This window comes from Oceanibium sediminis, from assembly GCF_003265325.1.
Taxonomy (GTDB): Bacteria; Pseudomonadota; Alphaproteobacteria; order Rhodobacterales; family Rhodobacteraceae; genus Halovulum; species Halovulum sediminis.
Map to the genome: position 1 here is coordinate 1,089,338 of NZ_QGNX01000001.1, position 26,958 is coordinate 1,116,295.

Below are 26,958 nucleotides of genomic sequence, written 5' to 3' on the forward strand. Positions count from 1 at the left end.
GCGTTCCCCGGTGAGCGTTGCGTCAGCGTATGGGCGGGACCAGGACGGTGCGCGCGCCGCAATCGCGGCGCACGTCCTCGCCGCAGGTCCGCGGCTGCAGATCCCGGGTCAGGCAGATCTGCGCCTCCTGTAGGCGGCCGGCGCGGCAGGTAATGGTGATGCCATCCGGTTTCAGCGCCGGGTTCGCCTCCAGGAAGGCGGCCTCGACCACCTCGGGGGGGATATCCATCGCGCGGGGCAGGGCGCGCAGCACCTCGGGTCGCGCGATGCCGTCATAGGCCCGGCGCGCGGCGTCGAAATAGGCGTCCGGGTCCAGCCCCGAGCATCGCCCGTGCTTCTTCCACTGGTACCAGGCCAGCCCGCCGGACCCCATGATATCCGCCATCGCGCCGGTCTGGCGGCGCGTCGGGTCCCGCTCGGCGGTCCGGCAGAAAGAGGGCCAGCCAGCCTCGTACTGGGGCCAGAGCCCGTGCAGCGTGAAGCCGTGGCCCTGCTCAGGCGCGCATTGCTCCGCGTCCCGCGCGTCGCCCTCATGGGCGCACCAGGATGGCGTCCAGCTCAGCGCCAGGACGTAGTAATCGAAGTCCCCGGCCCGCTCTCCCTCCGCGCGGGCGGGCAGGCTGGCGCAGAGCGCGGCGGCAAAGGCGGCGCACAGGATCGTCAGGCGGTGCATCTTGGCTCTTCCCCTAGGCATTGCCCATGTGTATAACGCCCCCGACGTCCCCCCGAAAGCTGCAGACTACGGCCCAGGCCAAAGCGGTTTCCGCCCCGGGACCCCCGTGTTTGAATTCGTGATCGAAAGGAGGCCCCGATGGCCCTGCCCCTTATGCAAAAAGCGACGGCCGTCTGGCTGGTCGACAATACCACGCTGTCCTTCAAGCAGATCGCCGATTTCACCGGCCTGCACGAGCTTGAGGTCAACGGCATCGCGGACGGTGAAGTTGCCCAGGGCATCAAGGGTTTTGACCCGATCGCCAACAACCAGCTGACCGCCGATGAGATCAAGCGCTGCGAGGCCGACCCGAGGGCCAAGCTGCAACTGATGCACAACCCCGCCGCCGAGGGCGAAGAGCGCCGCAAGGGCCCGCGCTACACCCCGCTGTCCAAGCGCCAGGACCGCCCGGCCGCGATCGCCTGGCTGGTGAAGTTCCACCCCGAGCTGAGCGATGCGCAGATCTCCAAGCTGGTGGGCACCACGAAGCCGACGATCCAGACCATCCGTGAGCGCACGCACTGGAACATGGCCAACATCCAGCCCGTCGATCCGGTGGCGCTGGGCCTGACCAAGCAGGTTGAGCTGGACGCCGCCGTGGCTAAGGCCGCGAAGAAGGCGGCCAAGGACGGCAACGCCATGACCGATGACGAGCGCATGAAGCTGGTCTCGACCGAGCAGTCCCTGCAGATGGAAGACGAGCCGAAGGTCCCCTCCAACATCGCCGGGTTCGAAAGCTTTACGCTGGGCGGGTCTGACAAGTCCGACGATGAGGACGATGACGATCCGCGCGGCAAGACCCCGCTGGACGCCGACAGCCTGTTCAACCTGCCCAAGTCCAGCCCGGACGACGACGAAGACGAAGATTGACTTTGCCGCCGCCGGACGCTCCCCTTCCGTTGAAATGATCGGGGCGTGGTCCATTGGCGGACAGGCAAGGAAGAGACACGGTAAAAGACAGGCCCACGCTTCGCGGCGTGGGCCTGTCGGCATTCAGCGCCCCGCGGATGACGCGGGGCCGGGCATTCGCCGCCATGGGCGCATCGCCCCGGGGCCTGAGCGCCTCTGCTCCGCGTGAACCGCTGTCCCCCTCGGCATGGCGGAAAGCCGCGGAGGGGGCATTGCTGGATGGCTGAGCACCTGCGCCGCTTGCTGCCGTTCGTTCTGATCCCGCTCGGGGTCGTCCTCGCGTTCAATTTCTATGCCGCGGATGTGCTGCAAACGCCGTTCGGGCCGCTGGTCCACCTGGAAGACGACAACATGATCACCCTGCGCGTGGCGCAGGTGATGCATGAGACGGGGCGGCCCTATTTCAATCCGGGCGAGCCGGTGGCCGCCAATACCTCGCTGTTCTGGCCGATCCTGATGTCGCCCCTGTTCGGCCTGCTCCCGCCCGAGGTGGTGCCGGGGGTCCTGTTCATGCTGTCCTGCGTGATGAGCGTGCTCAGCGCGACGCTGGCCGCCAGCCTCGTCAGGCCGGCGGTGGCGCAAGTGCTGGTGTTCGCGGCGGTCCTGCTCAGCCCCGGTTTCATCAAGTACGGCGGCAGCGGGTGGGAGCATATCCCCCAGACGCTGGTGGTGACTTTCGGCTTCTGGCTGATCCTGCGGAATTCCGCCCGCACGAGCTGGCGCGATGCGGCGGGGTTCCTTGCGGTCAGCCTCGGCTTTGCCTTTCGCCTCGATGCCGCGGTGCTGGTGGCGGGCGTCTGGGGGCTGTTCGTGCTGCGGCATGGGCGCGCGCACCCGGTCCGGGTCGGCGCGATCAGCCTGTTCGCGCTGCTCCTGCCCGCGCTCTACCTGGTGCTGATGCTGCGCTACTACGGCGACGTGGTCCCGAACACCTTCTACCTGAAGGAAAGCGGCCCCGGGGAAATCGGGCAGGGACTGCGCTACCTCGCCACGCCCCGGCTGGCGGGGCTGGGGCCGGTCCTTGTCGCGGCGGCGGCGCTGTTGTGGCTGCGCAAGCCCGGGGCCAAAGGGGCGGACCTGGCGGTGTCGCTGGTCCTGCTCGCCTACGTCGCGGCGATGTCGTTGTCTGGGGGGGATATCTTCAGCGCGGGGCGGTTCTTCCTGGTCGTCCTGCCGGTGGCGACCGCGCTGGTCGTGCGCGCGATGGAGGGCGCCGCCCTGCAAGGCGCCGTGGCAGCGGCGATCCTGGCCGGAGGCATCGCGACAGGAGGTGCGCCGAACTGGCGCGGCCCGATCGACACGCGCACCGCCGAGAGTGGGCCGGCCAACAAGATGGCGAGCCATGTCGCGCTGACGCAGTTGATCGCCGATCGCCTGTCGCCGCAGGACGGCTCCATCGGGCTGCACCGCCTTGGCATGGGCTATCACCTGCCCGATTTCCATATCGTGGATTTCCTCGGCAAGGCCGAGCCCCATATCGCCCGCACGGCCCCGCAGCGCGGGCCCAAGGGGCACAACAAATGGGACTACGACCATGCCTTCGCGACCTACGACATCGCCGCCGCGCCCTTCCCGATGTCCGAGGCCGACTTGCTGCAGTACGAGGACCTGCCGCCGCACAACTGGATGTATCTGTGGATCTTCGGGCGCAAGCTGCTGACCGATCCGGAGTATGTTCTGCTTTCCCCCGAAGCACTTGGTGGCAGTCAGACTGACTGGGGCCTGTTCGTGCGCACCGACCTGGCTGCAAGGATGAAACAATGATGAAACCCATTAATAAGGTCAGTCTTGGGGATGTTCGGACCATGATCGTTGTCCTGATGGTGACAACGATGGTTCTCGGGCTTGGCTATGCGGGTTCTGCCGTGCGGTTGGACGACCAGCTCACGATACATCTGGCCGATGATCACATGATTACAATGCGCGTTGCCTGGATGATGCATGCGACCGGCCAACCCTATTTCAATGCAGGCGAAGCGGTGGCGGCCAACACGTCGCTATTCTGGCCGATACTCCTGTCTAGTGGATACAAGGTGTGGTCCTTGCTGCAATGGCCGCTGGTGTTGTTCTGGCTATCGATCACAATGACCGTTGCGGCGGCCTGGATTGCGGCGACGATGTTTGATGGACTGGCGCGGTTCGCCGTTCTGATTGCGGTGCTGCTCAGCCCCTCGCTGGCAGCTTACGGCGCCAGCGGTTGGGAACACATCCCCCAGATGCTCTGTGTAACGGCGGGGCTCACGCTGTTCCTTCGCAACCAATCCAGACGGTTGCGTCTGGATGTGGCGGCCTTCGGATTGCTGTGCCTCGCGTTCCTGTTCCGCCCCGATTCAGCGCCGATCGTCTTTGGAGGATGGCTGATCCTCGTGGCAAGCCACGTTCGGACACGACCGGTCGCGGTGGTGGTGGTCAGTCTTCTGGCTCTGATCCTTCCGGCGGCATACCTCTTGCTGATGTTTCACTATTACGGTGATTTCGTTCCCAATACCTACTACCTGAAAGGCGCAGGCGGTTCCGAGTTGCCGAGAGGTTTCCGGTACCTGACCATGCCATTGTTTAGTGGCCCGATACCAGTCCTGCTTGGGGGCGCAACGGTCATCCTGTTGCTGCGCAAGGTCGAAGCTCGCGTCCTGAGTGTTCTTGCAATACTCTGGATGCAGATCGCTTTTGTGGCCTTCACGGGCGGTGACGTCTTTCCCAATGGCCGGTTCCTTCTGGTTATCCTGCCGGTTGTGACTGGGCTGTTCGTTCTCGCAATTTCAGGCGGTACAGGGCCGGGCCATCCGCGCAATCGCGCATGGGTGGGTATGGTCCTGACTGTTGCAGCCGCTTGGTATCCCTGGGTGCCGGTATTGGAATGGAGGCTTTCTGGCTGGCCCGCCGCCCGCGCAGAGAATGCCGTGGCCGAAGATCGAGAGGCGGCGCATGCACGCCTCATGACCTATCTGGGGGCGCGGCTGACCCCAAACGACGGATCCATCGGGCTGCATAATCTTGGCATGGGATACTACCTTCCGGAGTTTCACATCACCGACTTTCTTGGGAAGGCGGAGCCGCATATCGCTCGTCTGCCTGCCGGTCGCGGCGCAAAGGGGCATAACAAGTGGGACTATGACTACGCTTTCGATACCTATGATATCGCGGCGGCGCCGTTTCCAGAGAAAGAGTTCGCTGCCCTGTCTGATCCGGCGCCAGCCTTGCGCCAATGGGAATTCAATTGGGTTTTCGGGCGCAAGTTGCTGGCTGATCCGGACTACGTCTACCTGAACCCCGAAGCGCTCGGAATCGGCCAGACCGACTGGGGCTTGTTCGTACGCGCGGATCTGGTGGATCGCTTCGCGCGCTAGTGTGCGGGCGTGTCCATCGGGTCCAGCATCGTGCGCCCGCCGTCCACGGCCAGGATCTGCCCAGTGATGAAGCTCGCACTGTCAGAGGCGAGGAACAGCGCTGCTTCGGCGGCTTCATCGGCCTCTCCGATGCGACCGAGGGGGGTGACGGCGGTCAGGTCGTCTTGCAGGCCCTCACGCTCTTTCAGGGCGGCGCGCAGGCTGGCGGACAGGACCGAGCCGAGCGCGATGGCGTTCACCCGGATCCCGTAGGAGGCGAAGGCCACCGCCATGGAACGTGTCAGCTGGTCCACCGCCGAGGAGGCGACGGAATAGGCCATCAGCTCGGGCAGGGTGCGCCGCGCCGCGATCGAGGTGACGTTGACGATGCTGCCGATCCCGTTGCGGTCCTGCGCCTCGGGGTTCTCGGAGGCGGTCTTGATCATGCGCTTCGCCACCGCCTGGCTCAGGCGCAGGGTCGGCATCACGTTCTGGGCGATCAGCTGATCGAAGGTCTTGTCGTCGGGATCGAGCGGGTCGGACTTCTGCACCTCGCGGCTGGCGTTCACCAGGATGTCGATGCGGTCGAAGGCGTCCACCGTGGCGGCGATCAGGTTGGTCACGGCCAGCTTCTCGCGGATGTCACCGGCGAAATAGGCGGCTTCGTAGCCGGATTTTTGCAGCGCGGCGGCCTCTTCCTCCAGCTTGTCCTCATCCGTGCCGGCCAGCATGACCCGCCCGCCGTGCTGGGCAAAACGCCGGGCGATGGCCAGGCCAACGCCGTGGCCCGCGCCAGTGATGATCACGGACTTTCCATCAAGTGACAGGGCCATTGGCGCGTCCTCCGGGACTTAGCTTTTACGCTGGCGCAGCGGGTGGCTGGCGCGAATGATCTTGTAGCGGGGGGTTGTCTCGATCTGCTCCCACTGGCGGAACGAGGTTTCGAGCGTCTTCTCGTAGGGCAGCTGGCGGTTGGCGACCATCAGGAAACGCCCCTTGGGCCCCAGCAGCCGCGCGGCGGCCTGGATGAAGGCGCGCCCCAGCGCGGGATCGGCGCTGCGGCTTTCGTGGAAGGGGGGATTGGTGATGATCAGGTCGTAGTCGCCGCCGTCGAAGGTGGTGGCGTCGGCCCAGTGAAACCGGGCGCGCGGGTCGCTTACGTTGCGGCGCGCGGCTTCCAGCGCGGCGTGGTCCGCCTCGATCAGGTCGAGCGAGACGAGCTTGGGCGCCTTGGCCAGCAATGCCGCCGATAGCGCGCCCCATCCGGCGCCAAGATCGGCCGCGCGCCCCTTCGCCCCTTCGGGCAGATGCGCGATCAGCAGGGCGGAGCCGGGGTCCAGCCCGTCGGCGCTGAACATGCCGGGCGCGGTCCACAAGCCGTCGACCTGGCGCGGCGCGGCGCCGGCTTTCCAGTCGGACATCAGCGTCGGCATCGGGTCCGGCTTCGGCCCCCAGGCGATCTTGCCATGGGACTTGGACAGCACGCCATCCATCGGCACGGCGGTTTTCAGGCGCTTGAGGAACGCGTCCACGCCGTCGGTCTTCTGCCCGTCGATGACGAGCAGCCCGCCATCGGCCAGGCGCGTCAGCCCGTCGGACAGCAGCCCGAAGGACTGCGCGCGGTTGCGTTGCAGGCAGACGACGACAACATCGAACTGCCCCTCGGGCAGGTCGGGAACCGCGGTCGCGCGATGCGCGCCGATTCGCGCGGCGACGGGGGCAAGCTGCGTCACGTGGATGAGCGGCGCGGGCAGACCATCGGTCAGGACCGGCGCAGCGGGGCCGAGCACGAGCGTTCCCTTCCCTGAATCAGGGAAAGAGACACCGGCTTCGAGCAACAGGGGAAGGCGATCCGAAAGGATGTGAGTTACTCTTTTTCCATGGTGCACTGGAGCGGATGCTGATTACGCCGCGCGTAGTCCATCACCTGTGTCACTTTGGTTTCCGCGATCTCGAACGAGAACACGCCGACGACAGCCAGACCCTTCTTGTGCACTGTCAGCATGATGTCGACAGCCTGATCATGGGTGATCCCGAAAAAACGCTCAAGCACGTGAACGACGAACTCCATCGGAGTGTAGTCGTCGTTCAGAAGCAGAACCTTGTAGAGCGGCGGCTTCTGGGTTTTCGACTTGGTCTTCGTCGCGATGCCGGCATCACCGATACCGCCGTCGTCCTCACCATCCTTGTCGGAGGGGCCTGCCGTTATGGGTTGGATCGTATATGCCACGTTCGCCGCCATTCATCGCATTTACTCGGACGACCTTTATATATGCGATGGGGGTAAAGAGAAAAGGGGGCTTGCGCCCCCTTTTCAAAGTCGGTGCCCTTGGGAGGATCAGGCCCCGAAAGACTTGCTCACTTCGGTCGCTGCGTTCACACGCTCGGTGAGCGGTGCGCTCACGTCCTTGGCGGCTGCCATGTAGATTTCGTTCATCTTGGTCGCCTGCGCCATGAACCCTTCAAACGCGGACTGGGCAAAAGCGGTCTGCTTTTCCATCAGTTCGGTCATGTTCTTGGCGGATGCCAGGTCCTGAGCGGCAGCAACGCTGTCCTCGAACGCCTTCTTGGAGTAGGCGCTGACTTCGGAACTGATGCCTTCGGCGGCTTTGGTTGCGATCTCGGACGACTTGACGATCGCGTCGACGTTGCCTTGTGAGAAGGACGCGATTTCCTCAACGCTCTTGGTCATTTTTTCCATTCCGTCCGTCATCGTTTTCTGTGCATCAGCGGCGAATTCCTCGACCTTCGCGGTCGCCGCTTTCGTGGTGGCTTTGGCCATTGGATTTCTCCTGCTTGGTGTTCATTTCTGACTCTTATGTAGGGATTATGTTGCACTGCGTCAAGTTATTTTGTGCAGTGCGACATGATGGCAGAAAGCCTGTCTGCGTTACCTGAAGAACACGCTCTCACACATTGATACTAATCACTTTTAGGAATGCCAAAGTCGTGCTACGGTGTGACTCAAAAGAATAGCGGCACCGGAAAATCGGGCCGGAGGCAGTTTTCCCATTCGTCGGAGTAACCGATGACCATACAGGCATTCCGCGGGCTTTTGCTCGTGCTTTTTTTCCTATGCAGCGCCGCCAGCTCACAGGCCGCACCCTATGCCGCCTATGTGATGGACGCCCGCGATGGCACCGTGTTGCATGCGCGAAACCACGACACGAGGCTGCACCCGGCCTCACTCACAAAGATGATGACGCTCTATCTTGTGTTCGACGCGATCGAGCAGGGCAAGTTGTCGCTTGACCAAAAGATCCCGATCTCGAAATACGCGGCATCGAAACCGCCCTCTAAGCTTGGGCTCAGGGCGGGCTCGTCGATCGAGCTGCGCTACCTGATCCGCGCCTCGGCGGTGAAATCCGCCAATGACGCGGCCGCGGCCCTGGCCGAGGCGGTGTCCGGTTCGGAACCTGCTTTCGCGCGCAAGATGACGGCGACGGCGCGGGCGATGGGGATGGACAACACGACGTTCAAGAACGCCTCGGGGCTGACGCAGCAGGGGCATCTCAGCACCGCGCGGGACATGGCAATCCTGGGGCGGCAGCTGTTCTATGACTTTCCGCAGTACTACAACCTGTTTTCCCGCCGCTCGACCAACGCCAAGATCAAGACGGTGCGCAACACGAACCGCCGCCTGCTGGATGCTTACGAGGGCGCGGACGGGATCAAGACCGGCTACACCAGTGCGGCCGGCTTCAACCTCGTCGCCTCGGCCAAGCGCGGGCAGGAGCGGGTGATCGTGTCGATGTTCGGCGGCAGCAGCTCGTCGGCGCGGAACGCGCGCGTGGCGGAGCTGATGGACCTTGGCTTCAACCGGATGCCCAGCCGCAAGGCCGAATCGCGGCCGCGCCGGATCCGGGTGCCTGATGGCACCGGGGGGAACACGCTCATCGCTTCCGCGGACACATCGCTCAAGACCAGCCCGCGCCCGCGTTTGCGCGCCGGGGTCCGGTCCGGCGATGCAGCCGCGCAGGTCATTGCCTCCGCGGTGTCGCGCGCGCTGGAGGATCAGCAGCTGCCTCAGATCAACGTGGCCAAGAACGCCCCTGTCGAGGTTGCCGCCGCCGAGCCGCTGTTGCCCGCCGCCATGTCGCCGCGCCGCAGGCCCAAGGGGCTGACCGTCGCGGCGCTGACGCCGACGGATACCGTGCAGAACCGCGCGCCGCTTGAAGCGAAAAGCGTGCGGGCGGACAACCGCGGCACCTATGTCGTGCAGTTGGGCGGGCAGCATAACCGCTCGAACGCCGAGCGGTTGCTTCTGACCACTGCGCTTCAGGAGATGGAGGCGCTTGAAGGGTCGCAGCGCGACCTGCAACCCACAGGGCAACCCGGCTGGTATCGCGCGCGATTCGTCGGGCTGAGCGCGCAGGCCGCCGAGACCGCCTGCGCGCGCCTGGCCGCCGCGCGCCAGACGCCCTGCCAGGTCCTCACTGGCGGCTGACGACAGGTTACACGAACCCGGGCCCACCGGAGCCAAAGGCAGGGTCAGGCAGCGATTTGCGGCTATTGGGGGCTTTCCCGGGTAAGCTGCGATGAGCCTGACCCGGCCGGCGGTTGTTCCCGTCCCGTTCAGAACCCGGGCAGGTTCAGGGACTTCATCAACTCACGCAGTTCCTGGCGCGCGGCGATGTTGGACATGTTCAGTCGGCCGCCCCCGGCATCGCCGAGGTCCAGCAGCGTCAGCCCTTGCAGGAACAATTCCCGGAACACGACCCGTTCGGTGAAGCCGGGAACCAGCCGGAAGCCGATGCGGCCCCGCAGTTCCTCCAGCGCCTTGCCGACGCGGCGCTTGTTGTGCGCGTCCACCGTGCCCATGCGGTTGCGCAGCACCACCCAGTCCACGGGTTTCAGCCCCGCCGAGGCGCGCAGCTGGCGCGCGGACCAGACCATCTCGGCATAGATCGAGGGGCCGATCACCTTGCCAGTCGCCGGGTCCAGCCGCGCCAGCAGGTCCAGGTCGACATGGCTGTCGTTCAGGGGCGTGATCAGCGTATCCGCCGCGGAATGGGCCATCTGTGCGAAGCGCGTGTGCGCGCCGGGGCAGTCGATGACGATGAAGGCGCAGGATTCATCCAGCTTGCGCAGGCCGTTGGCGAAGCCCTCTTCCTCCTCCGCCTGGGCGGCGCGGGCGCTGTCGGCGGTGGACAGGCTCAGTTCGGCCACCTCGGGCAGGGGCAGCTCCAACCCCTCGCGGGCGACGAAGGCCTGGCGATTGCGCACGTAGCCGAGCAGGCTTTGCTGGCGCATGTCCATGTCCATGACGCCCACGGCATGACCCGCGCGCAACAGCGCGGTGGTCACGTGCATCGCGGTGGTGGATTTTCCCGAGCCGCCCTTTTCGTTGCCCAGAACGATGATATGCGCCATCGCGTTTTGTCTGCCCGTCGCTAGGAATTCCGCGCGGCCCGTGGGCCGCTCCGTCAGTCTTAGGCGAAGGTGATTGACGATAAAAGCGTAATTCCGCCGATGCCACGGCGGGGCCCGCCCCGCGCCTTGGCGCGCGGGCCGCGCCTTCGGCCGGGGCCAAAGAAAAAGGGCCGCGTCGGGCGGCCCTTCGATAGTCCTCGGTCTTTTTGGCTGTCTTAGAAGCCGAGACCTTCGTATTTCTTCTTGAACTTCGACACACGGCCGCCGGTGTCCATCAGGCGGGTGTTCCCGCCGGTCCATGCCGGGTGGGAAGAGGGGTCGATATCCAGCGACAGGGTGTCACCCTCCGACCCGTAGGTGGAGCGCATCTGGATGACGGTGCCGTCGGTCATCTTCACGTCGATCGTGTGGTAGTCGGGGTGCAGATCTTTTTTCATGTCATAAGTCCTTCGAGCGGGTGACTGATCCAACTGCGGCCGCGTCTTTCAGCGCCGGGAGTATGGTCGCCACCCTGGATTGGGATCGGACGGGCTATACCGAAAGGGATGCGTTCCCGCAAGGGGCAGGTCAGCCCTTCTTGCGCGGATCGTACAGGACCGTGCCGCTGGCGCCGCTGCGTCTTGCCTGGCGCAGGGAGCGGACGCGCTCACGCTCTTCCTCGTAGTTGATTTCGGGCACGCGCTCGGCCTCGGTCCAGCGTTTGACCTTTTCGCGGATTTCCCGGTAGCCGAGTGCCATCGCGGCGTAGGAGACGCAGGGCGCGTAGATCGCCCAGACCAGGAAGGCGATGTCGAGGGTCGTCAGGCTGCTGCTCTCGGCGACGCCGGCGATTATCTCGGGCGGGGCCATCCGCATGTAGAGCGCGACCGGAACCACCGAGGCGAGCACCCAGACCGTGTACTGGTGCGGGAAGTAGCGCCCGATCCCGAAGATCAGGTCGTTCTGCGGGCTGTATTGCACGGCGTTCGCGGCAAAGGCGCTCATCGGGATGCCCATCAGGCTGATTCCGATGCCGAGCATCAGGTAGTAGCCGGTGGTCAGCACGAAGGCCGCCTCGCGCAGGGGGGCGGGGTTTTCGATCAGCTCCTGAAGCTGGGGCAGAAGCAGCTCGATCGCCTCCGAATCGAAGGAGGCGGTCGCTGAATAGAAGCTGCTCAGCGTCCCGGCGGCCGCCGCGGCGGCGTCGGACAGGATGAAAGTGGTCGCGACCCAGTACATCCCGGCGGTCAGCACGATCACCAGCACCAGTTGCAGGATCATGTGGGTGAACATCATCTTGATCGTGACGTTCAGCAGCCCCTCCGCCGTCGGAGGGGTTGTGGCGCGGATCACCATCAGCCCGGCGCGCATCCCGTTCACGAACAGGAAGGTGGTGCCCACCGTCCCCACGAGGAACAGGATCATGCCGACCACCCAGGGGTTGTCGGTGGTCACGAACAGTCCGTAGACGATGAACGCCAGGATCGCCACGATCGGGACGTAGCGAAAGAAGACGAAGGGCGAAAGCGCGAAGGCTTTGAGGATGAATCCGACGTATGACATGGCGCGAATCCTACCCTTCTTCGTGGCAAAAAGAAGACCGTGGCAGCGCCTCTTACATAAAAAAATGAATATGTGTCCGGCACATGAAAAAGGCGGCCCCGGGGGACCGCCTGATTGTCTTTCGACGGTGCCGTTGGCTTACGCTTCGGCGCCGCGCTTGGGGCGGTAGTTGGTCTTTTCCGCGATACGGGCGGATTTGCCGCGACGCGAGCGCAGGTAGTACAGCTTGGCGCGCCGTACCTTGCCGCGGCGGACCACGGTGATGTTGTCGATGTTGGGCGAGTGGAGCGGGAAAACACGCTCGACACCTTCGCCAAAGGAGATCTTGCGCACGGTGAACGCCGCCGCGATCCCGCTGCCGCCCTTGCGGGCGATGCAGACGCCTTCGTAGTTCTGGACCCGGGTGCGCGTACCCTCGGTCACCTTGTAGCCGACACGGATGGTGTCGCCGGCTGCGAAGTCGGGGATATCCTTGCCCAGCTCCGCGATCTGCTCCTGGTCGAGCGTCTCGATGATGTTCATCTGTTTCAGTCCTTATGCTCGCCTTTTGCGGCGATGGTGTGCGCGTCCGAGTGCTCTGTGCCTTCCACCGGGTCCTTATCCTTGTCCAGATAAGCCCGCCAGAGATCGGGACGACGTTCCTTGGTCAGCCTTTCGGACTGGGCCTGCCGCCATGCGGCAATCTGGCCATGATGGCCGGAGAGGAGGATCTCCGGTATCTGGTGGCCTTCCCAATCCTGGGGCCGGGTAAACTGCGGGTGCTCCAGCAGGCCATGTGAGAAGCTTTCCTCCTCGACCGACTCGGCGTTCCCAAGCACGCGGGGTATAAGGCGGACCGTTGAATCAATCAAGACCTGTGCTGCAAGCTCTCCGCCGCTGAGCACGTAGTCCCCGATCGACACCTCCAGCACGTTGCGCGCGTCGAGCACTCGCTGGTCCACGCCCTCGAACCTGCCGCACAGCAGGGTGACGCCGTCGGTCTGGCTGAGGCGGCGCGACATCGCCTGGTCAAGGGGGCGGCCACGGGGCGACAGGTAGATCACCGGCCAGTCGCTGCGCGCCCCGTCCGCCGCTGCGTCGAGCGCGGCGGCCACGACGTCGGCGCGCAGCACCATGCCCGCGCCGCCGCCCGCGGGCGTGTCGTCCACGTTGCGGTGCTTGCCGACGCCGAACCTGCGCAGGTCGATCGCCTCAAGCGCCCACAACCCTTCGGCCAGGGCCTTGCCGGTGAGCGACTGGCCGAGCACGCCGGGGAACGCCTCGGGAAACAGGGTGATGACGCGCGCGGTCCAGGCCCCGGGCTTGCGCGGGGGCTCGGCCATCAGGTCGCGCGGCGTCAGGCTTTCACGGATCGACAGCCGCCCGTGGGAGCGGTTGGGCTTCTCAGCCATGATCCCAGTCCGTGGCGTCGGGATCGGGCTCGTTCTCTTCTCCGAAGACGCCCAGCGGCGGGTCGACGATGATCCGCCCCGCGCCCAGGTCCACGGTCGGCACCGCCTCACGGGTGAAGGGCAGCATGGCGGAGCCCTTGATGCCGGGGCCGAGGATTTCCAGCACGTCGCCCGCGCCATGGTCATGCACGGCGTGGATCTGTCCGAGGGTGACCCCTCCGGTATCCACCACCTGGAGCCCGATCAGGTCCGCGTGGTAGAATTCGTCGTCCGGAAGGGCGGGAAGCCGCTCGCGCTGGGCGTATAGGCGCTGGCCTTTCAGCGCCTCCGCCGCCTCGCGGGTGTCCACGATATCGAGGCGCGCGGCGAATCCGCCCTTTAGCGGGCGGGTGATCTTCAGCGTGACGCTGCGCCCGTCCCCGAGGGTGAGCGGCGCGTAATCGGCGATCGCGCCGGGATCGGCGCAGAAGGATTTCAGCCGCACCTCACCACGCACGCCAAAAGCGCCGGCAAGCGCGCCGACACAGATCAGGGAAGGGGACACCGGCTCCGGCATGGCGGCAACGCGCAAGCGCCTTGCCCGGACAGGACGGACCCGCAAGGATCCTGCCCTGTCCGGGGCAAGAGCTTAGCTCGCGGCTTCTTCGTCGGCCGGGGCTTCGGCCGGAGCTTCAGCCGGGGCGGCGGCGGCTTCGGCGGCTGCCGCTGCCTTGGCGGCCTTTTCTTCGGCGCGTTCCTTGGCTTTCTTGCCGGGCTCGGCCTTCTGCATGTTCGCGCGCTCTTTCTTGGCGACGACGCCGGCGGCTTCGAGCATGCGGCTCACGCGGTCCGTGGGCTGTGCGCCCTCGCCAAGCCAGTGCTGGATGCGCTCCAGGTCCATCTGGACGCGGTTCTCGTCATCCTTGGCGAGCAGCGGGTTGTAGACGCCCAGCTTCTCGATGAAGCGGCCGTCGCGGGGCATGCGGGTGTCGGCGGCGACGATGCGGTAGAAGGGGCGTTTCTTGGAACCCCCACGGGCGAGACGGATCTTGATGGCCATTGGTTTTCTCCTTTGAATGGCGGGGTGCGGCGGGCCTCAGTCGGCGGCGTCGCGGATTTGCTCGTGATGGCGGATCACTTCCGAGATCACGAAGTTCAGGAATTTCTTGGCGAATTCGGGGTCGAGGTCGGCTTCCTCGGCCAGTTGGGTCAGCCGGGCGATCTGCTTCTCTTCCCGCGCGGGGTCAGAGGGGGGCAGGTCGTGGCTTGCCTTCAGCACGCCCACGGCCTGCGTGTGCTTGAAGCGTTCGGCCAGGGTGAACAGCAGGATCGCGTCCAGCCGGTCGATGGAGGCGCGATGCTCTTTCAGCACCTCGGCGGCGCGGGCGACGGGATCACTCATCGGAATGCTCCTTCATGGGCCAGGCCGCGCCCTGATATGCACGAACACGCATCATTTCTTTTTCCCGAAGCCGGACAGGCCCGGGGGCAGGGCCGCGCCGCCGCCCATGCCGGGGAAGCCCGGTGGCAAGGCGCCGCCCTGTGCAGCGCCGCCACCGGCGCCGGGCATGCCGGCGGGCATGCCGCCGCCCTTGCCGAACATCTGGCCGAGCGCGCCGCGCATCATGCCCTTTTTGCCCATCTTGCCCATCTTCTTCATCATGTCGGCCATCTGCCGGTGCATTTTCAGAAGCTTGTTGAGGTCGGAGACGTCCTGCCCGGAGCCCTTGGCGATGCGCTTCTTGCGCGACGCCTGCAGCAGCGCGGGGTTGGCGCGCTCGCGCTTGGTCATGGACTGGATCAGCGCGATCTGGCGGCGGATCACGGTGTCGTCGAAACCGGCTTCCTCGATCTGCTTGGCCATCTTGCCCATGCCCGGCATCATGCCCATGACGCCCTGCATGCCGCCCATCTTCATCATCTGTTCAAGCTGCATCCGAAGGTCGTTCATGTTGAACTGACCCTTCTGGAAGCGCTTCATCATGCGTTCGGCCTGCTCGGCCTCGATCGTTTCCTGGGCCTTCTCGACCAGGGCGACGATATCGCCCATGCCGAGGATCCGGCCCGCGACGCGTTCGGCGTGGAACGGCTCGATCGCGTCCATCTTCTCGCCAAGGCCGACGAATTTGATCGGGCGGCCCGTGACCGCGCGCATCGACAGCGCTGCGCCGCCGCGCCCGTCGCCGTCCATCCGGGTCAGGACCACGCCGGTGATGCCGATCCGCCCGTCGAAATTCTCGGCGGTGTTCACCGCGTCCTGCCCGGTCAGCCCGTCGACCACCAGCAGGGTTTCGCGCGGCGATGTGGCGTCGCGCACCGCCTCGACCTCGGACATCAGCTCGTCATCGATGGACAGGCGGCCCGCGGTGTCGAGCATGTAGACGTCATAGCCGCCCAGCGTTGCCTGCTGCTTCGCGCGCTTGGCGATCTGCACCGCGTCCTGCCCCTGCACGATGGGCAGCGTGTCGACGTTGATCTGGCGGCCCAGCACGGCGAGCTGTTCCATCGCCGCCGGGCGGCGCGTGTCGAGCGAGGCCATGAGGACGCGCTTGCCGTCCTTTTCGGTCAGGCGTTTCGCCAGTTTCGCGGTGGTCGTCGTCTTGCCCGAGCCCTGAAGCCCGACCATCAGGATCGGGGCGGGGGGGCTGTCGATGCGCATCGCGCCGACGTCTTCGCCCGAGTCCCCGGCCAGGACGTGCACCAGTTCGTCGTGGACGATCTTCACGACCTGCTGGCCCGGCGTGACGGATTTCGTCACCGCCTGGCCGGTGGCCTTTTCCTGCACAGCCTTCACGAAGTCGCGCGCCACGGAAAGCGAGACGTCCGCCTCCAGCAGGGCGACGCGGACTTCGCGCAGCGCCGTGGCCACGTCGGCTTCGCTCAGCGCGCCCTGTTTCGTCAGGCGCTCGAAGACGCCGGAAAGGCGATCGGACAGATTCTCAAACATCATGTGCCTCCAGCACGGCGTCGGGTTCCCGTGGTCCAAACCAGTAAAGCACCCGTGGGCGCAACGCGCTGACGGATGGCGATCCTGACATAAGCACAGGACCGGAAGGTTTCACGCTTCCGGATGGATTGGCGCGGGATTAGGCCGAACGGCGTGCCGAGTCAACTGTTGATGCGCCCGGCGGGGGGGCTGGTCGCTCAGGAGTGCCCCGCTTCCATCATCCGCGCGGCGATATGGGCGTAGGCGCTTCGCCACGCGTCCTCCATCTCGGTCGTGAAGTCGGGGCCGAGCACCTCCTTGAAGGTGTCGATCAGCGCGTCGCCCATGGGCGCGTAATGCGCGGCGGTGATCCCGATGGCGGCATGCCCCTCGGCCAGTTCGCGCAGGTCATGCCTGAACACCTCTTCCGAAGTGAGCGCGTCGACCACCACGGACAACGTGCTCATGAACTTCATGCCCTGCCCGGCGATGTCATCGCGGAACAACTTGCGATAGTCGGGACGAAGGGCGAACAGGCGCTCGTAAAAGCGGGTGTCCCCGGGTTCCATCCGGGCGCGCGCCTCGGCCAGGCTGTCGCGCACAAGGGCGTATTCATAGGGTGTGAGGGCCATGAGATCCTCCGGCGCTTGAATGGACAGGGTCGCGGCTGCGCGCGGATGGCGCCTTGATCAGGATCAAACGGGGCGCGTCAGCCAGTCGTTCACCGTGCTTTCCACGCCCAGCCGGTTGCCGTTTCCCGAGGTGCATTCCAGTGGCAGGGGGCCGTCGCTTGTGTCGAGGACCAGCCGCGTCTGGCGGCTGCTGTCGGACCAGGTCGCCTCCACCCGCGCGCCGAGGATGCTGTCCAGCGGGCGCGGGGTGAGGCGCTTGCCGGTCAGCCTGCGTTCCTCGTGAACGAACAGCCCCTCGGCGCGGTGAAAGACCGTGCGGGTCAGGGGGAACGCCCACCAGGCCAGTGCAACCAGGCCGAGCCCGCAGACGATGCCGATCAGCCGCCCCGGTTGGGCCCCCTCTGCCAGGCCGGCCGTCAGCGCCACCGCCGCGCCGGCGGCATTCAGTACCACGGCCATCCGCAGCGGCCTGTGTTCCAGTACCAGAACGGCGTCGGTATCCTCAACGACTTTCATCGCGCGACCCTGCCACGCAGGGCGGAACGCGCAAAGCATCTTTTCCAGCCCGCGCGGAGTTGCTACATCGCCGTCATGAGCTTCACCGTCGCCGCCCTGTATCGATTCACGCCTTTCGCCGACCCTGCCGCGCTGCGCACGCCGTTGCAGGCGATCTGCGAGGCGAACGGCGTGCGCGGCACGCTGTTGCTGGCGCAAGAGGGGATCAACGGCACCATCGCGGGTCCCGAGGCGGGGATCGACGCCGTTCTGCATCACATCCGCGCGCTGCCCGGTTGCGCTGATCTTGCGCCGAAGTTCTCCTCCGCCGCCGAAATGCCGTTCCGCCGCATGAAGGTGCGCCTAAAGCGGGAAATCGTGACCATGGGCCAGCCCGACGTGGACCCTCGCGCGTCTGTCGGGGCCTACGTCCCGCCGCAGGACTGGAACGCGCTGATCCGCAGCCCCGATGTCGTCGTCATCGATACCCGCAACGATTACGAGGTGGGGATCGGCACCTTCGAAGGCGCGATCAACCCGGAAACCGAGAGTTTTCGCGAGTTCCCCGCCTGGTGGGAACAGAACGCCGACGCCTTCAAGGGAAAGACGGTGGCGATGTTCTGCACCGGCGGCATCCGTTGCGAAAAGGCCACGAACTACCTGATGTCCCAGGGGGTCGAGGACGTGCGCCACCTGGAAGGCGGCATCCTGCGCTACCTGGAAGAGGTCCCGGCAGAGGACAGCACCTGGGAAGGCTCGTGTTTCGTCTTCGATGGCCGCGTGTCCGTCGAGCATGGGCTGGAGGAAGGGCCGCACCTTCTGTGCCACGCCTGCCGCCGCCCGCTGCTGCCCGAGGATACCGAACGCCCCGAGTACGAAGAAGGCGTGCAATGCCACGCCTGCGCGGGTGAGCGCGATGAACGCGACCGCCAGCGCTTTCGCGAGCGTCAGGCGCAGATCGCCCGCGCAAGGGCGCGGGGGGAAAGCCACCTCGGCTGACGTTCGGCTCGCGAGGGTTCGCCGTTGCCGACGTGGCTGACGTTATCTGCTGAGTGCGCCGCCCCGGCGGTGGCCGGGGCGCGCCATCAGACGGACCGGGTCACCCCGCCGTCGATGCGCAGGTTCTGCCCCGTCATGTAAGCGCCCCCGTCCGACGCCAGCCAGGAAATCAGCGAGGACACTTCTTCCACCGTGCCATAGCGGCCAAGGGGGATGCGCGCGCGGCGTTCCTCCGTCTCGGGCAGGCTGTCGATGAAACCGGGAAGGATATTGTTCATGCGCAGGTTCCCGGCGGCGTATTTGTCTGCGAACAGCTTGGTGAAGGCCGCAAGGCCCGCGCGGAACACGCCCGAGGTCGGGAAAAGCGGGTCAGGCTCGAACGCCGCGAAGGTCGAGATGTTGACGATCGCCCCGCCCCCCTGCGCCTGCATCAGCGGCGTCACCAGGCGCGTCGGGCGAATGACGTTCATCAGGTAGACGTCCATCCCCTTGTGCCAATCCTCGTCCGAGATCTCCAGCACCGGGCCCTTGGGCCCGTGCCCGGCTGAGTTGACCAGAACATCGACGCGGCCCCAGCGTTCCTTCGCCCCGTCGACGAGGCTGGCAAGGTCGTCTTCGACTGGTTCGACCCGGTGACGCCGAACCCGCCGAGCTCCTCCGCCAGGGCCTTTCCCTTGCCAGAGGAGGAGAGGATACCGACCTTGAAGCCATCACCCGCCAGCCGGCGCGCCGCGCCTGCGCCCATGCCGCTGCCCCCGGCGGTGACGAGGGCCACTTTTTCTACAGACATGATGATCTCCTTCTATCCGTTTTCCCCTGCATACCGGGTTCCGGGGCGCTGCGTGCAGCAGAATTGATGTTTCCTGACAGTAGTTATACAACTGTCAGAATGGCCGAACTTCCCCCTCTCAACGCGCTCAGGGTCTTCGACGTCGCGGGGCGTCACCTGAACTTCCGCGCCACCGCCGAGGAACTGGGCGTGACGCAGGGCGCGGTCGCGCAGCAGGTGCGCGCGCTGGAGGCGCACCTGGGCCTGCCGCTGTTCGAGCGGTTGCCCAAGGGACTGGCGTTCACCGCCAGCGGGCGCGGCTACCATGCGCGGGTCGCGGCGGCCTTCGCCGACCTGCGCTCGGCGACCGATATCCTGCTGCCCCGGCCCGGGAAGGTGACGGTCAGCGTCACGCCGACCTTTGCCGCGAAATGGCTGATCCCGAATCTGCCGGACTTCGCGAAGGATCATCCCGATATCGAGTTGCGCATTCTCGCGACGGAGAAAGTCTCGAGCTTTCACAGCGACGGTGTGGACCTGGCCGTGCGCCAGGGCGCGCGGCCCTCTGGCGGCTCGCTCGACGTTGTGCGTCTGTTTCGCCAGCAGATCGTCGCCGTCTGCGCCCCGGCGCTGGTGCAGGCGGAAACGCTGCCGCTTTCCCCGGCGTGCATGGCGCGGCTGCCGAAGCTTCACGACAGTTACGACCTCTGGCCCGCTTTCCTGAGGACCATCGGTGTGGAGGATCGCAGCGGCGGCGGGCTGCGGCTGAGCCCCACCACCCTGACGATCGACGCGGCATTGTCCGGGCAGGGGGTTGCGCTGGTCAGCCGGTTCCTGGTTCTGCGCGAACTGCAGGCGGGCGCGCTGGTCGAGGCGTCGGCGCAACCGATGGACGCGGGAAAGGACTTCTACCTTGTCCGCAACCGGCAGGTGAACCGCGGACCGGCGGCGGATGCGGCGTTCCGCTGGTTCGAATCGAGGGCGGAGCCGACGACCGGGTGACGCGGTCATCCCCGGACCCGCCGGGGCGGGGGTGCGTTGGATCAGACGCTTCCGGCCGCCTGTAACGCCGCTGAAACGGAAAGGTGTTTTGTGACGGCGGCGGCGCTGGGCTAGACTCCATCCCAAACCCGCAATTCCGGAGGCTGACGCCGATGACCCGTATCCTGACGATAACCCTTTGCCTTGTCTTTTCCGCCGCCGCCGCATCCGCTGCCGCCGCAGACGGGCGCAGCCAGCTGGCCGCGAGCCTCGGCCTCAGCGCGGAGCAGGCGAGCCAGTTGAGCACCGCGCAACTCGCGTTGCTGAAGCATGTGGCCGACAGCTCGACCATCTCCGAAGCGGACAAGCGGCGGCGGATCAAGGCGATCCTGAACGGGGCGGCCCCGCGCTTCCAGTTCAACTTCTGAGCTGCCGCTCTTGTCAGCCCGCGGTTTACTTCCTGCGCCGCTAGGTTCACAAACGGGCCCCGAAACACGCGCCATTCCGATGCGTGAAGGCAAAGGGGCAGGACATGAGCGACGGGCTCTTGCCGGTCTATCGCAAGGGGCTGGCCGACGGCACCTATTCCGAGGACAGCGGTCAGCGCCTGGCCGTTGAAAAGCTGCAATTGCTGCACAACCGGCTTGAGGGCTACCAGCCCGCCAAGCCCAAGAAGGTGCGCCTCGGCGTCTTTGGCTGGGGCCGGGAGAAGATGGAACAGCGCGAGGTCCCGGGCCTCTACCTTTACGGCGGGGTGGGGCGCGGCAAGTCCATGCTGATGGACCTGTTCTACGCCACCGCCACGACCGAGCCGCGCCGCCGCGTGCATTTCCACGCCTTCATGCAGGAGGTGCACGACGCCATCCACGCCGCCCGCAAGCGCGGTGAGGAAGACCCGATCAAGCCCGTCGCCAACGCCATCGCCGACAGCGCGACGCTGCTGTGCTTCGACGAAATGCAGATCACCGACATCACCGACGCAATGATCGTGGGCCGCTTGTTCGAGCAACTGTTCGCGCGCGGCGTGGTGATTGTCGCCACCTCGAACCGGCATCCGGATGACCTCTACAAGGACGGGTTGAACCGCCACCTGTTCCTGCCTTTCATCGCGCTCATCAAGGACCGGCTCGAGGTACATGAAGTGGCGGGGGAGACGGACCATCGCCGCGCCTATTACAAGGGCACGCCGGTCTATCACACCCCGCTTGGCGCGGAATCGCGGGCGGCGATGGATGCGGCCTGGGACAGTCTTGCCGGCGGTCCGGGCAGCCGGCTGGTGCTGCGCCACAAGGGGCGGGACGTGGTTATTCCGCATGTGCTGAACGGCGTTGGGCGGGCCAGTTTCACCGATCTCTGCGGTCAGCCGCTGGGGCCGGGCGACTACCTTGCCATCACCGACGCGCTGCGAGTGTTGCTGATCGACGACATCCCCCGCCTCAGCCGCGCGCAGAACAACGAGGCGAAGCGCTTCGTCACCCTGATAGACACGCTTTACGAGGCGCAGGTGCGGCTGATCTGCTCGGCCGCCGCCGAGCCCGACGCACTGTACGAGGAAGGCGCGGGCGCCTTCGAATTCGCGCGCACCGCTTCACGGCTCGAGGAAATGCGCAGCGCGGACTGGGCGGCATGATCCGCCCGTCCGCTTGCGGTGCGGCGCGACCTGTCACATCCTGTGGGAAAGCCCCGAAAGGACACATCTGATGAGCTATCTGAAAGCAGCCCTGCCCGTCGCCCTTGGCCTGCCGATCCTTCTGGTCGCCGCCTGTGACCCGGTCGAGCAGGTGGACGCGGCGGCCATATACGGCGAGCATTGCGCGGTCTGCCACGGCCCCGCCGGCCTTGGCGACGGCCCGGCGGCAGAGGGGCTGGCGAAGCCGCCCTCGGACCTGACCCGGATTGCCGTGCGCAACGAGGGCAGCTTCGATTTCGCCGCCGTGATGTCGATGATCGACGGCTACAAGGCCCCGTCGCGCGACATGCCGCGTTTCGGCGACATGCTGGCGGAAAGCGAAACCGTGCCCTTCGACAGCGGCGACGGTATTCTGACGCCGACCCCCGCCTCGCTGATCGCGCTGGCGAAATACGTCGAAAGCATTCAAGTCTCTGAATGAAAACGGGCGGCCCACAAAGGGGCCGCCCGGACAAACCGGCTGGCGGGGATCAGTCCAGCGCGTCGGCCATGCGGATCAGGCTGAGCAGTTCCGAGCGGTAGCCGTAGGCATCCTCGCCCCGGTTGGCCGCCGCTAGCGCCAGCGCGTCCGCGTAGTCCCAGCCCGGCGTGGCGCGATGCCCGCGCAGCAGCCCGGCAAAGCCCGCGACAGCGGCGGCGAACCGCGTTTCCTGCGGCGCGATGTCCGCGCGATCGGGCAGCACCGGGGTTTCGATCAGCTTTGAACGCTCCTCCCCCGGCAGCTTGTAGCGCAGCTTGAGGAAGGCGTATTCGCCGGAGGTGTCGCTGGCCTGCGTCGTTTCGGATGTGCCATAGCGCAGGTCGCTGATCCGTTCCGCGGGGGAGCCGACGGGCGTGATCTCGTAAAGGGCGGTCACCTGGTGGCCCGCGCCGATTTCGCCCGCGTCCACGGCGTCATTGTTGAAATCCTCGCGGTTCAGGGCGCGGGTTTCATAGCCGATCAGGCGGTATTCGCTGATCTGGGCGGGGTTGAACTCCACCTGGATTTTCACGTCGCCCGCGATGGGGAACAGGTTGGCGGTCATATCCTCGACCAGCACTTTCTGCGCCTCGGCCAAGGTGTCGATATAGGCGGCGATGCCGTTGCCGTTCTGGGCCAGGCTTTGCATGACCGCGCCGTTGTAGTTGCCGCGCCCGAAGCCCAGCACCGACAGGTAGGTGCCGCTGTCTCGCTTGTCCTCGACAAAGGTTTTCAGTTCCTCGGGGTCGGAGATGCCGACGTTGAAATCCCCATCCGTGGCCAGGATCACGCGGGCAATCTCGCCCTCCGTCGCCATCTGTTCGGCCACGGAATAGGCCTGTTGCAGCCCGGCCTGCCCGGCGGTGGAGCCGCCCGCCGCCAGTTGGTCAAGGCTGTCAAGGATTATCGCGCTCTCGCTGGCCGGGGTCGGGGCCAGGGCCATGCCGGCGGAGCCTGCATAGGTGACGATGGCGACACTGTCCTCGGCGCTCAGCGTCTCAAGCAGCAGCTTGAAGGACTGCTTCAGCAGCGGCAGCTTCCTCGGATCCTCCATCGAGCCGGAGGTGTCGATCAGGAACACCAGGTTCAGCGGCGGGCGTTCGGCCAGCTCATAGCCCTGGATGCCGATGTGCATCAGCTTCGTGTACGGGTTCCACGGCGTTTCGGCGATGGAGACGGAGGTGGCGAAAGGCACCTCGCGGCTGTCCGGCGCGGGGTAGGCGTAGTCGAAATAGTTCACCATTTCCTCGATCCGCACCGCCGCGCGCGGGGGCATCGTGCCATTTTGCAGCGAGTTCCTGACCAGCGCGTAAGCCGCCGTGTCCACGTCGATGGAAAAGGTCGAGACGGGCTCCTCCGCCGTGAGTTTCAGCGGGTTCGCCGCCGCCTCGGGGAAAGCCTCGCTCGAGGATTCGGGCGGGCGAACGACGAGGGGGCGCGCGGGCTCAGGCGCAATCCGTTCCATCTGGATGCCGTCGCCGGGGGTGAATTGCAGCAACGGCGCGGAGCGGGGGGCGACCGCCATGTCACCGTCCGCGAAAGACTCGGCCTCTTCGGCGGGGGCAATCTCTTCAAGTTGGACCATATCACTTTTCCCGAGCACGATTGGCGCGGGCGGCGCGCTCCGCTGCTGCCCCTCGACCTGCCCGGCAAGGGTATCGCTACGGCCACGCTCGTCGTCTGCGGTGCGTTGTTCCGCCCGGCGGATCGCGTCGCGTAGGGCGGACTCCATGTGCGAGCTGCCGTGACGCAGCGGGCCGAAGTCGCCCAACAGCACAACCGCGATTGCGGCGGTGGCAAGGGCGGAGGTGCCCATCAGGGCGCGGGTCGAGGTGAGGCGGGTCAGCATGGTTTTCACTCCTGTCCAGAAACCGCGCGCCTCTTGCGTGCGGTCAGGAGTAGGACGCGCCTGCGCGGGCGATCCTTGGTGCGCGCGCGAAAAATTTTCGGCCGCCGCGCGCAACGCCGCCTGTTTCGCCGCCTCGGACGGGGGCGGGGTGCCCTGCTTCAGGGCGCGGGACAGTCTGTCGAGAGGGTCCTGGGTCATACCTTGTCCTCCTCAGCCATGGTGCGCAGGCGCTTTCGGACCTCGCTCATGCGCCAGCTTACGGTGCCCTCTGACAGCTGGAGCACCTCGGCCGCTTCGGCGTGTGTCATCTCCTCGCCGAGGACCAGCGCGACGGTTTCGCGCAACTCCGGCGTCAGCGCGGCCATGGCCCGGCGCAGCCACGCCTGCGCCGCCGCCGACTCGGCCGCCTCGGCGCGGCGCATGGTTTCCACGTCGCCCCAGGCGTTGGCGGTGCGGGTCTGTGTTGCCTGCCGCCGCAGCCGATCACGCGCCGCGTTGATCACGATCCGGTGCAGCCAGGTGGTGAACAGCGACTCGCGGCGGAACCCTTTCAGCTTGCCCGGCAGGGCGGCGCAGATGTCCTGCGCCAGATCCTCCGCCTCTGCCTGGATGCCGAGGACGCGGTACGACAGCCGGTAGATTCGCTCGTAATGGCGCGCCACAAGCTCACCAAAGGCGTCGGCATCCGCTCGCAGCGCCCGTTCCACCAGGCTGATGTCGCTCGGCTCCATTCTCATGCCCCGTTAGACGCATGCGCAGCGCCGATCCTTGGCGGTAGACTGAACTTTTTTTCGCGCGGCGTCACCTGGTTCGAGGGAAATGAACGCTGGTTCAATTTTTTCCGTAGACCTGCGCTTGAACGGTGCTAGACTCAATTCAAATGGTCCATTGAAAAACGCCGCAGCAACGTATTGCGGCTCGCGGGCAACGACCCGCGAATGGGAGGTTGACCACGAATGACGGCAGACCGGCCAGCCACGGGGCTGGACACGTTTCCGAAATTGCTGGCCCGGAATGTCGACTCATTCGGGACAGGCCACGCTTATCGCGAAAAAGAGTTCGGGATCTGGCAAAGCTGGACCTGGGCCGAGGCGGGGGAACAGGTGGCGGCGCTGGCCAAGGGGCTGATCGCGCTGGGCCTGGACGAGGGCGATTACGTCGCCGTGATCGGGCGCAACCGCCCGCATCTGTACATGGCCATGACCTCCATCCAGTGCGCGGGTGCGATTCCCGTGCCGCTATACCAAGACGCAGTGGCCGAAGAGATGGCCTATGTGCTAGATCACTGCGGCGCGCGCTACGTGATCGCCGAGGATCAGGAGCAGGTCGACAAGGTCATGGACATCAAGGACCGGCTGCCGGGGCTTGAGCAGATCCTCTACCTCGATCCGCGCGGCTTGCGGAAATACGATCACACCCATCTGCACAAGCTCGAGGAAGTGGTCGCCGCCGGGCGCGCCTCGGACAACGAGGGGGACCTGAAGCGCCGCTCTGACGCGCTGAGCGGGGCCAGCACCTGCGTGATGCTCTATACCTCGGGCACCACCGGGCGGCCGAAAGGCGTGGTGCTGTCCAACGACAATATCATCCTGACCGCCAAGGCCAGTGCAGAGGTCGATCACCTGACCCATACGGACAGCGTGCTGGCTTATCTGCCCATGGCATGGGTGGGCGATTTCATCTTTTCCATGGGTCAGGCGTACTGGACCGGGTTCTGCGTCGCCTGCCCTGAATCGGAAGCCACGATGCAGCATGACCTGCGCGAGATCGGGCCGACCTATTTCTTCGCGCCGCCGCGCTTCTTCGAAGGGCTGCTGACCAATGTGACCATCCGCATGGAGGATGCGGCGAAGATCAAGCAGCGCATGTACCGCTATTTCATGGGCGTCGCGGGCCGAGTCGGCCCGGACATCCTGGATGGCAAGCCGGTCGGTTTCATGGACCGGATGCTGTACCGGCTGGGCGATCTTCTGGTCTATGGCCCGCTGAAGAACACGCTGGGTCTGAGCCGCGTGCGCGTCGGCTACACCGCCGGGGAAGCGATCGGGCCGGAGCTGTTCGATTTCTACCGCTCCATCGGGATCAACCTCAAACAGCTCTACGGGCAGACGGAGGCGAGCGTCTTCATCACCCAGCAGGCCGACGGGCAGGTGCGCGCGGATACGGTGGGAACGCCCACACCCGGGGTCGAGATCCGCATCGACGAGAACGGCGAGGTCTTCTACCGCTCGCCCGGGGTGTTCCAGGAGTATTACAAGAACGCGGAAAGCACGGCCTCCACCAAGGATGCGGAAGGCTGGGTCGCCACCGGCGACGCCGGGTTCATCGAGCCGGACACCGGCCAGCTGCGCATCATCGACCGCGCCAAGGACGTGGGAAAGATGTCGGACGGGTCGATGTATGCGCCGAAATATGTCGAGAATAAGCTGAAGTTCTACCCCAACATCCTTGAGGCGGTGGTCTTCGGGGCCGGGCGCGACCGGTGCTGCGCGTTCCTGAACATCGACCTGGCGGCGGTGGGCAACTGGGCCGAGCGCAACAACATCGCCTATGCCAGCTACCAGGAACTCGCCGCGCATCCGCGCGTCTACGCGATGTTCCAGGAGCATGTGGAGGCGGTGAACGAGAGCATCGCCCACGACGGGATGCTGTCCGGCTGCCAGGTGCATCGCTTCGTGATCCTGCACAAGCAGTTGGACGCCGACGACGGCGAGTTGACGCGCACCCAGAAGGTGCGCCGCCGCATCATTGAGGAGAAGTTCTCCGACATCATCGACGCGCTCTACGACGGGTCGGACAGCGTCTACACCGAAACAGAAGTGACCTACGAGGACGGGCGCAAGGGCAAGATCAAGGCGACGCTGGAAATCCGCGACGCGAAGGTCTGGCCGCGCAACCCGGCGGTGGCCGCGGAATGAGGGGCCG

28 protein-coding genes and 1 pseudogene are annotated in these 26,958 nt (G+C 65.8%); 10 read left to right on the forward strand and 19 right to left on the reverse strand.

Going from position 1 to position 26,958, the window contains the following annotated elements; genetic code table 11:
* Positions 1-22 precede the first annotated feature (22 nt).
* The gene (locus DJ029_RS05200; protein ID WP_112321233.1) at positions 23-673 is read right to left on the reverse strand and encodes a ribonuclease T2 family protein; all 651 of its coding nucleotides are present in this window, start codon (positions 671-673) and stop codon (positions 23-25) included.
* Positions 674-811: 138 nt separating this feature from the next.
* Between DJ029_RS05200 and DJ029_RS05205 the strand changes: the two genes are divergently transcribed.
* From DJ029_RS05205 to DJ029_RS05215, 3 genes are all read left to right on the forward strand, one after another.
* Positions 812-1,582, forward strand: coding sequence for a DUF1013 domain-containing protein (locus DJ029_RS05205; protein WP_112321234.1), 771 nt, complete (start codon positions 812-814; stop codon positions 1,580-1,582).
* Between the two features lie 258 nt (positions 1,583-1,840).
* On the forward strand, positions 1,841-3,385 hold the full coding sequence (locus DJ029_RS05210; RefSeq protein WP_112321235.1) for a hypothetical protein: 1,545 nt from the start codon (positions 1,841-1,843) through the stop codon (positions 3,383-3,385).
* The gene (locus DJ029_RS05215) at positions 3,382-4,968 is read left to right on the forward strand and encodes a hypothetical protein (protein ID WP_112321236.1); all 1,587 of its coding nucleotides are present in this window, start codon (positions 3,382-3,384) and stop codon (positions 4,966-4,968) included. The genes DJ029_RS05210 and DJ029_RS05215 overlap by 4 nt, the downstream gene beginning before the upstream one ends.
* Here DJ029_RS05215 and DJ029_RS05220 read toward each other — a convergent pair.
* From DJ029_RS05220 to DJ029_RS05235, 4 genes are all read right to left on the reverse strand, one after another.
* A complete protein-coding gene (locus tag DJ029_RS05220) occupies positions 4,965-5,780 on the reverse strand; it encodes an SDR family NAD(P)-dependent oxidoreductase (RefSeq protein ID WP_112321237.1) in 816 nt (271 codons plus the stop codon). The two genes, DJ029_RS05215 and DJ029_RS05220, sit on opposite strands and share 4 nt — an antisense overlap.
* 18 nt (positions 5,781-5,798) lie before the next feature.
* Entirely contained in the window at positions 5,799-6,737 is a 939-nt protein-coding gene (locus DJ029_RS05225; protein WP_112321238.1) for a class I SAM-dependent methyltransferase, read from the reverse strand.
* A 77-nt stretch (positions 6,738-6,814) separates the two neighbouring features.
* Positions 6,815-7,156, reverse strand: a complete 342-nt coding sequence (gene clpS, locus DJ029_RS05230; RefSeq protein WP_370445230.1) for an ATP-dependent Clp protease adapter ClpS — start codon at positions 7,154-7,156, stop codon at positions 6,815-6,817.
* 129 nt (positions 7,157-7,285) lie between these two features.
* Positions 7,286-7,729 carry a phasin family protein gene (locus tag DJ029_RS05235; protein WP_112321240.1) on the reverse strand — a complete coding sequence of 148 codons (444 nt, stop codon included), beginning with the start codon at positions 7,727-7,729 and terminating at the stop codon, positions 7,286-7,288.
* Positions 7,730-7,975: 246 nt separating this feature from the next.
* Here DJ029_RS05235 and DJ029_RS05240 point away from each other — a divergent pair, with 246 nt between their 5' ends.
* Complete coding sequence (locus DJ029_RS05240; RefSeq protein ID WP_112321241.1) at positions 7,976-9,394, forward strand: D-alanyl-D-alanine carboxypeptidase; 1,419 nt, start codon at positions 7,976-7,978, stop codon at positions 9,392-9,394.
* Between the two features lie 128 nt (positions 9,395-9,522).
* Here DJ029_RS05240 and DJ029_RS05245 read toward each other — a convergent pair whose 3' ends face one another.
* The 11 genes from DJ029_RS05245 to DJ029_RS05295 all read right to left on the reverse strand — a co-directional run bounded on the left by DJ029_RS05245 (position 9,523) and on the right by DJ029_RS05295 (position 17,306).
* A complete protein-coding gene (locus DJ029_RS05245) occupies positions 9,523-10,320 on the reverse strand; it encodes a division plane positioning ATPase MipZ (protein WP_112321242.1) in 798 nt (265 codons plus the stop codon).
* Positions 10,321-10,535: 215 nt separating this feature from the next.
* Positions 10,536-10,757, reverse strand: coding sequence for a 50S ribosomal protein L31 (gene rpmE, locus DJ029_RS05250; RefSeq protein WP_112321243.1), 222 nt, complete (start codon positions 10,755-10,757; stop codon positions 10,536-10,538).
* A 130-nt stretch (positions 10,758-10,887) separates the two neighbouring features.
* Positions 10,888-11,862, reverse strand: coding sequence for a hypothetical protein (locus DJ029_RS05255; RefSeq protein WP_112321244.1), 975 nt, complete (start codon positions 11,860-11,862; stop codon positions 10,888-10,890).
* 138 nt (positions 11,863-12,000) lie between these two features.
* Complete coding sequence (rplS, locus tag DJ029_RS05260; RefSeq protein ID WP_112321245.1) at positions 12,001-12,384, reverse strand: 50S ribosomal protein L19; 384 nt, start codon at positions 12,382-12,384, stop codon at positions 12,001-12,003.
* A 5-nt stretch (positions 12,385-12,389) separates the two neighbouring features.
* Positions 12,390-13,253 carry a tRNA (guanosine(37)-N1)-methyltransferase TrmD gene (trmD, locus tag DJ029_RS05265; RefSeq protein ID WP_112321246.1) on the reverse strand — a complete coding sequence of 288 codons (864 nt, stop codon included), beginning with the start codon at positions 13,251-13,253 and terminating at the stop codon, positions 12,390-12,392.
* On the reverse strand, positions 13,246-13,797 hold the full coding sequence (gene rimM, locus DJ029_RS05270) for a ribosome maturation factor RimM (protein ID WP_232822966.1): 552 nt from the start codon (positions 13,795-13,797) through the stop codon (positions 13,246-13,248). Before rimM ends, trmD begins: the two co-directional genes overlap by 8 nt.
* Before the next feature lie 84 nt (positions 13,798-13,881).
* Positions 13,882-14,292, reverse strand: coding sequence for a 30S ribosomal protein S16 (gene rpsP, locus DJ029_RS05275; RefSeq protein WP_112321247.1), 411 nt, complete (start codon positions 14,290-14,292; stop codon positions 13,882-13,884).
* 36 nt (positions 14,293-14,328) lie between these two features.
* Positions 14,329-14,634, reverse strand: a complete 306-nt coding sequence (locus tag DJ029_RS05280; RefSeq protein WP_112321248.1) for a chorismate mutase — start codon at positions 14,632-14,634, stop codon at positions 14,329-14,331.
* Positions 14,635-14,685: 51 nt separating this feature from the next.
* Complete coding sequence (ffh, locus tag DJ029_RS05285) at positions 14,686-16,179, reverse strand: signal recognition particle protein (protein ID WP_112321357.1); 1,494 nt, start codon at positions 16,177-16,179, stop codon at positions 14,686-14,688.
* 197 nt (positions 16,180-16,376) lie between these two features.
* A complete protein-coding gene (locus DJ029_RS05290; RefSeq protein ID WP_112321249.1) occupies positions 16,377-16,790 on the reverse strand; it encodes a globin domain-containing protein in 414 nt (137 codons plus the stop codon).
* Between the two features lie 63 nt (positions 16,791-16,853).
* Positions 16,854-17,306, reverse strand: a complete 453-nt coding sequence (locus tag DJ029_RS05295; protein ID WP_112321250.1) for a hypothetical protein — start codon at positions 17,304-17,306, stop codon at positions 16,854-16,856.
* Positions 17,307-17,381: 75 nt separating this feature from the next.
* Between DJ029_RS05295 and trhO the strand changes: the two genes are divergently transcribed.
* Positions 17,382-18,284, forward strand: a complete 903-nt coding sequence (gene trhO, locus DJ029_RS05300) for an oxygen-dependent tRNA uridine(34) hydroxylase TrhO (RefSeq protein WP_112321251.1) — start codon at positions 17,382-17,384, stop codon at positions 18,282-18,284.
* 86 nt (positions 18,285-18,370) lie between these two features.
* Here trhO and DJ029_RS05305 read toward each other — a convergent pair.
* A pseudogene (locus tag DJ029_RS05305) lies at positions 18,371-19,074 on the reverse strand (SDR family oxidoreductase).
* A gap of 99 nt (positions 19,075-19,173) precedes the next feature.
* Here DJ029_RS05305 and DJ029_RS05310 point away from each other — a divergent pair.
* From DJ029_RS05310 to DJ029_RS05325, 4 genes are all read left to right on the forward strand, one after another.
* Positions 19,174-20,055 (forward strand): LysR substrate-binding domain-containing protein, encoded by an 882-nt coding sequence (locus tag DJ029_RS05310; RefSeq protein WP_112321252.1) that lies wholly within the window; start codon positions 19,174-19,176, stop codon positions 20,053-20,055.
* A gap of 152 nt (positions 20,056-20,207) precedes the next feature.
* On the forward strand, positions 20,208-20,462 hold the full coding sequence (locus DJ029_RS05315; protein ID WP_112321253.1) for a hypothetical protein: 255 nt from the start codon (positions 20,208-20,210) through the stop codon (positions 20,460-20,462).
* Between the two features lie 104 nt (positions 20,463-20,566).
* On the forward strand, positions 20,567-21,664 hold the full coding sequence (gene zapE, locus DJ029_RS05320) for a cell division protein ZapE (RefSeq protein ID WP_112321254.1): 1,098 nt from the start codon (positions 20,567-20,569) through the stop codon (positions 21,662-21,664).
* A gap of 70 nt (positions 21,665-21,734) precedes the next feature.
* Positions 21,735-22,145 (forward strand): c-type cytochrome, encoded by a 411-nt coding sequence (locus DJ029_RS05325; RefSeq protein ID WP_112321255.1) that lies wholly within the window; start codon positions 21,735-21,737, stop codon positions 22,143-22,145.
* 49 nt (positions 22,146-22,194) lie between these two features.
* On the opposite strand, the gene DJ029_RS05330 is transcribed toward DJ029_RS05325, so the two are convergent.
* Together DJ029_RS05330 and DJ029_RS05335 are read right to left on the reverse strand one after the other, a co-directional pair.
* Positions 22,195-24,231, reverse strand: coding sequence for a vWA domain-containing protein (locus DJ029_RS05330; RefSeq protein WP_112321256.1), 2,037 nt, complete (start codon positions 24,229-24,231; stop codon positions 22,195-22,197).
* Positions 24,228-24,764, reverse strand: coding sequence for an RNA polymerase sigma factor (locus tag DJ029_RS05335; protein ID WP_232822967.1), 537 nt, complete (start codon positions 24,762-24,764; stop codon positions 24,228-24,230). Before DJ029_RS05335 ends, DJ029_RS05330 begins: the two co-directional genes overlap by 4 nt.
* Before the next feature lie 225 nt (positions 24,765-24,989).
* Between DJ029_RS05335 and DJ029_RS05340 the strand changes: the two genes are divergently transcribed.
* A complete protein-coding gene (locus tag DJ029_RS05340) occupies positions 24,990-26,951 on the forward strand; it encodes an AMP-binding protein (protein ID WP_112321258.1) in 1,962 nt (653 codons plus the stop codon).
* Positions 26,952-26,958: the final 7 nt, after the last annotated feature.

What these genes read in the sequence shown, in the direction of transcription:
- DJ029_RS05200 (WP_112321233.1), bottom strand. Translation starts at nt 673, where the DNA reads ATGCACCGCCTGACGATCCTGTGCGCCGCCTTTGCCGCCGCGCTCTGC.
- DJ029_RS05205 (WP_112321234.1), top strand. Translation starts at nt 812, where the DNA reads ATGGCCCTGCCCCTTATGCAAAAAGCGACGGCCGTCTGGCTGGTCGAC.
- DJ029_RS05210 (WP_112321235.1), top strand. Translation starts at nt 1,841, where the DNA reads ATGGCTGAGCACCTGCGCCGCTTGCTGCCGTTCGTTCTGATCCCGCTC.
- DJ029_RS05215 (WP_112321236.1), top strand. Translation starts at nt 3,382, where the DNA reads ATGATGAAACCCATTAATAAGGTCAGTCTTGGGGATGTTCGGACCATG.
- DJ029_RS05220 (WP_112321237.1), bottom strand. Translation starts at nt 5,780, where the DNA reads ATGGCCCTGTCACTTGATGGAAAGTCCGTGATCATCACTGGCGCGGGC.
- DJ029_RS05235 (WP_112321240.1), bottom strand. Translation starts at nt 7,729, where the DNA reads ATGGCCAAAGCCACCACGAAAGCGGCGACCGCGAAGGTCGAGGAATTC.
- DJ029_RS05240 (WP_112321241.1), top strand. Translation starts at nt 7,976, where the DNA reads ATGACCATACAGGCATTCCGCGGGCTTTTGCTCGTGCTTTTTTTCCTA.
- DJ029_RS05245 (WP_112321242.1), bottom strand. Translation starts at nt 10,320, where the DNA reads ATGGCGCATATCATCGTTCTGGGCAACGAAAAGGGCGGCTCGGGAAAA.
- rpmE (WP_112321243.1), bottom strand. Translation starts at nt 10,757, where the DNA reads ATGAAAAAAGATCTGCACCCCGACTACCACACGATCGACGTGAAGATG.
- DJ029_RS05255 (WP_112321244.1), bottom strand. Translation starts at nt 11,862, where the DNA reads ATGTCATACGTCGGATTCATCCTCAAAGCCTTCGCGCTTTCGCCCTTC.
- rplS (WP_112321245.1), bottom strand. Translation starts at nt 12,384, where the DNA reads ATGAACATCATCGAGACGCTCGACCAGGAGCAGATCGCGGAGCTGGGC.
- trmD (WP_112321246.1), bottom strand. Translation starts at nt 13,253, where the DNA reads ATGGCTGAGAAGCCCAACCGCTCCCACGGGCGGCTGTCGATCCGTGAA.
- rpsP (WP_112321247.1), bottom strand. Translation starts at nt 14,292, where the DNA reads ATGGCCATCAAGATCCGTCTCGCCCGTGGGGGTTCCAAGAAACGCCCC.
- DJ029_RS05280 (WP_112321248.1), bottom strand. Translation starts at nt 14,634, where the DNA reads ATGAGTGATCCCGTCGCCCGCGCCGCCGAGGTGCTGAAAGAGCATCGC.
- ffh (WP_112321357.1), bottom strand. Translation starts at nt 16,179, where the DNA reads ATGTTTGAGAATCTGTCCGATCGCCTTTCCGGCGTCTTCGAGCGCCTG.
- DJ029_RS05290 (WP_112321249.1), bottom strand. Translation starts at nt 16,790, where the DNA reads ATGGCCCTCACACCCTATGAATACGCCCTTGTGCGCGACAGCCTGGCC.
- DJ029_RS05295 (WP_112321250.1), bottom strand. Translation starts at nt 17,306, where the DNA reads ATGAAAGTCGTTGAGGATACCGACGCCGTTCTGGTACTGGAACACAGG.
- trhO (WP_112321251.1), top strand. Translation starts at nt 17,382, where the DNA reads ATGAGCTTCACCGTCGCCGCCCTGTATCGATTCACGCCTTTCGCCGAC.
- DJ029_RS05310 (WP_112321252.1), top strand. Translation starts at nt 19,174, where the DNA reads ATGGCCGAACTTCCCCCTCTCAACGCGCTCAGGGTCTTCGACGTCGCG.
- DJ029_RS05315 (WP_112321253.1), top strand. Translation starts at nt 20,208, where the DNA reads ATGACCCGTATCCTGACGATAACCCTTTGCCTTGTCTTTTCCGCCGCC.
- zapE (WP_112321254.1), top strand. Translation starts at nt 20,567, where the DNA reads ATGAGCGACGGGCTCTTGCCGGTCTATCGCAAGGGGCTGGCCGACGGC.
- DJ029_RS05325 (WP_112321255.1), top strand. Translation starts at nt 21,735, where the DNA reads ATGAGCTATCTGAAAGCAGCCCTGCCCGTCGCCCTTGGCCTGCCGATC.
- DJ029_RS05330 (WP_112321256.1), bottom strand. Translation starts at nt 24,231, where the DNA reads ATGACCCAGGACCCTCTCGACAGACTGTCCCGCGCCCTGAAGCAGGGC.
- DJ029_RS05335 (WP_232822967.1), bottom strand. Translation starts at nt 24,764, where the DNA reads ATGGAGCCGAGCGACATCAGCCTGGTGGAACGGGCGCTGCGAGCGGAT.
- DJ029_RS05340 (WP_112321258.1), top strand. Translation starts at nt 24,990, where the DNA reads ATGACGGCAGACCGGCCAGCCACGGGGCTGGACACGTTTCCGAAATTG.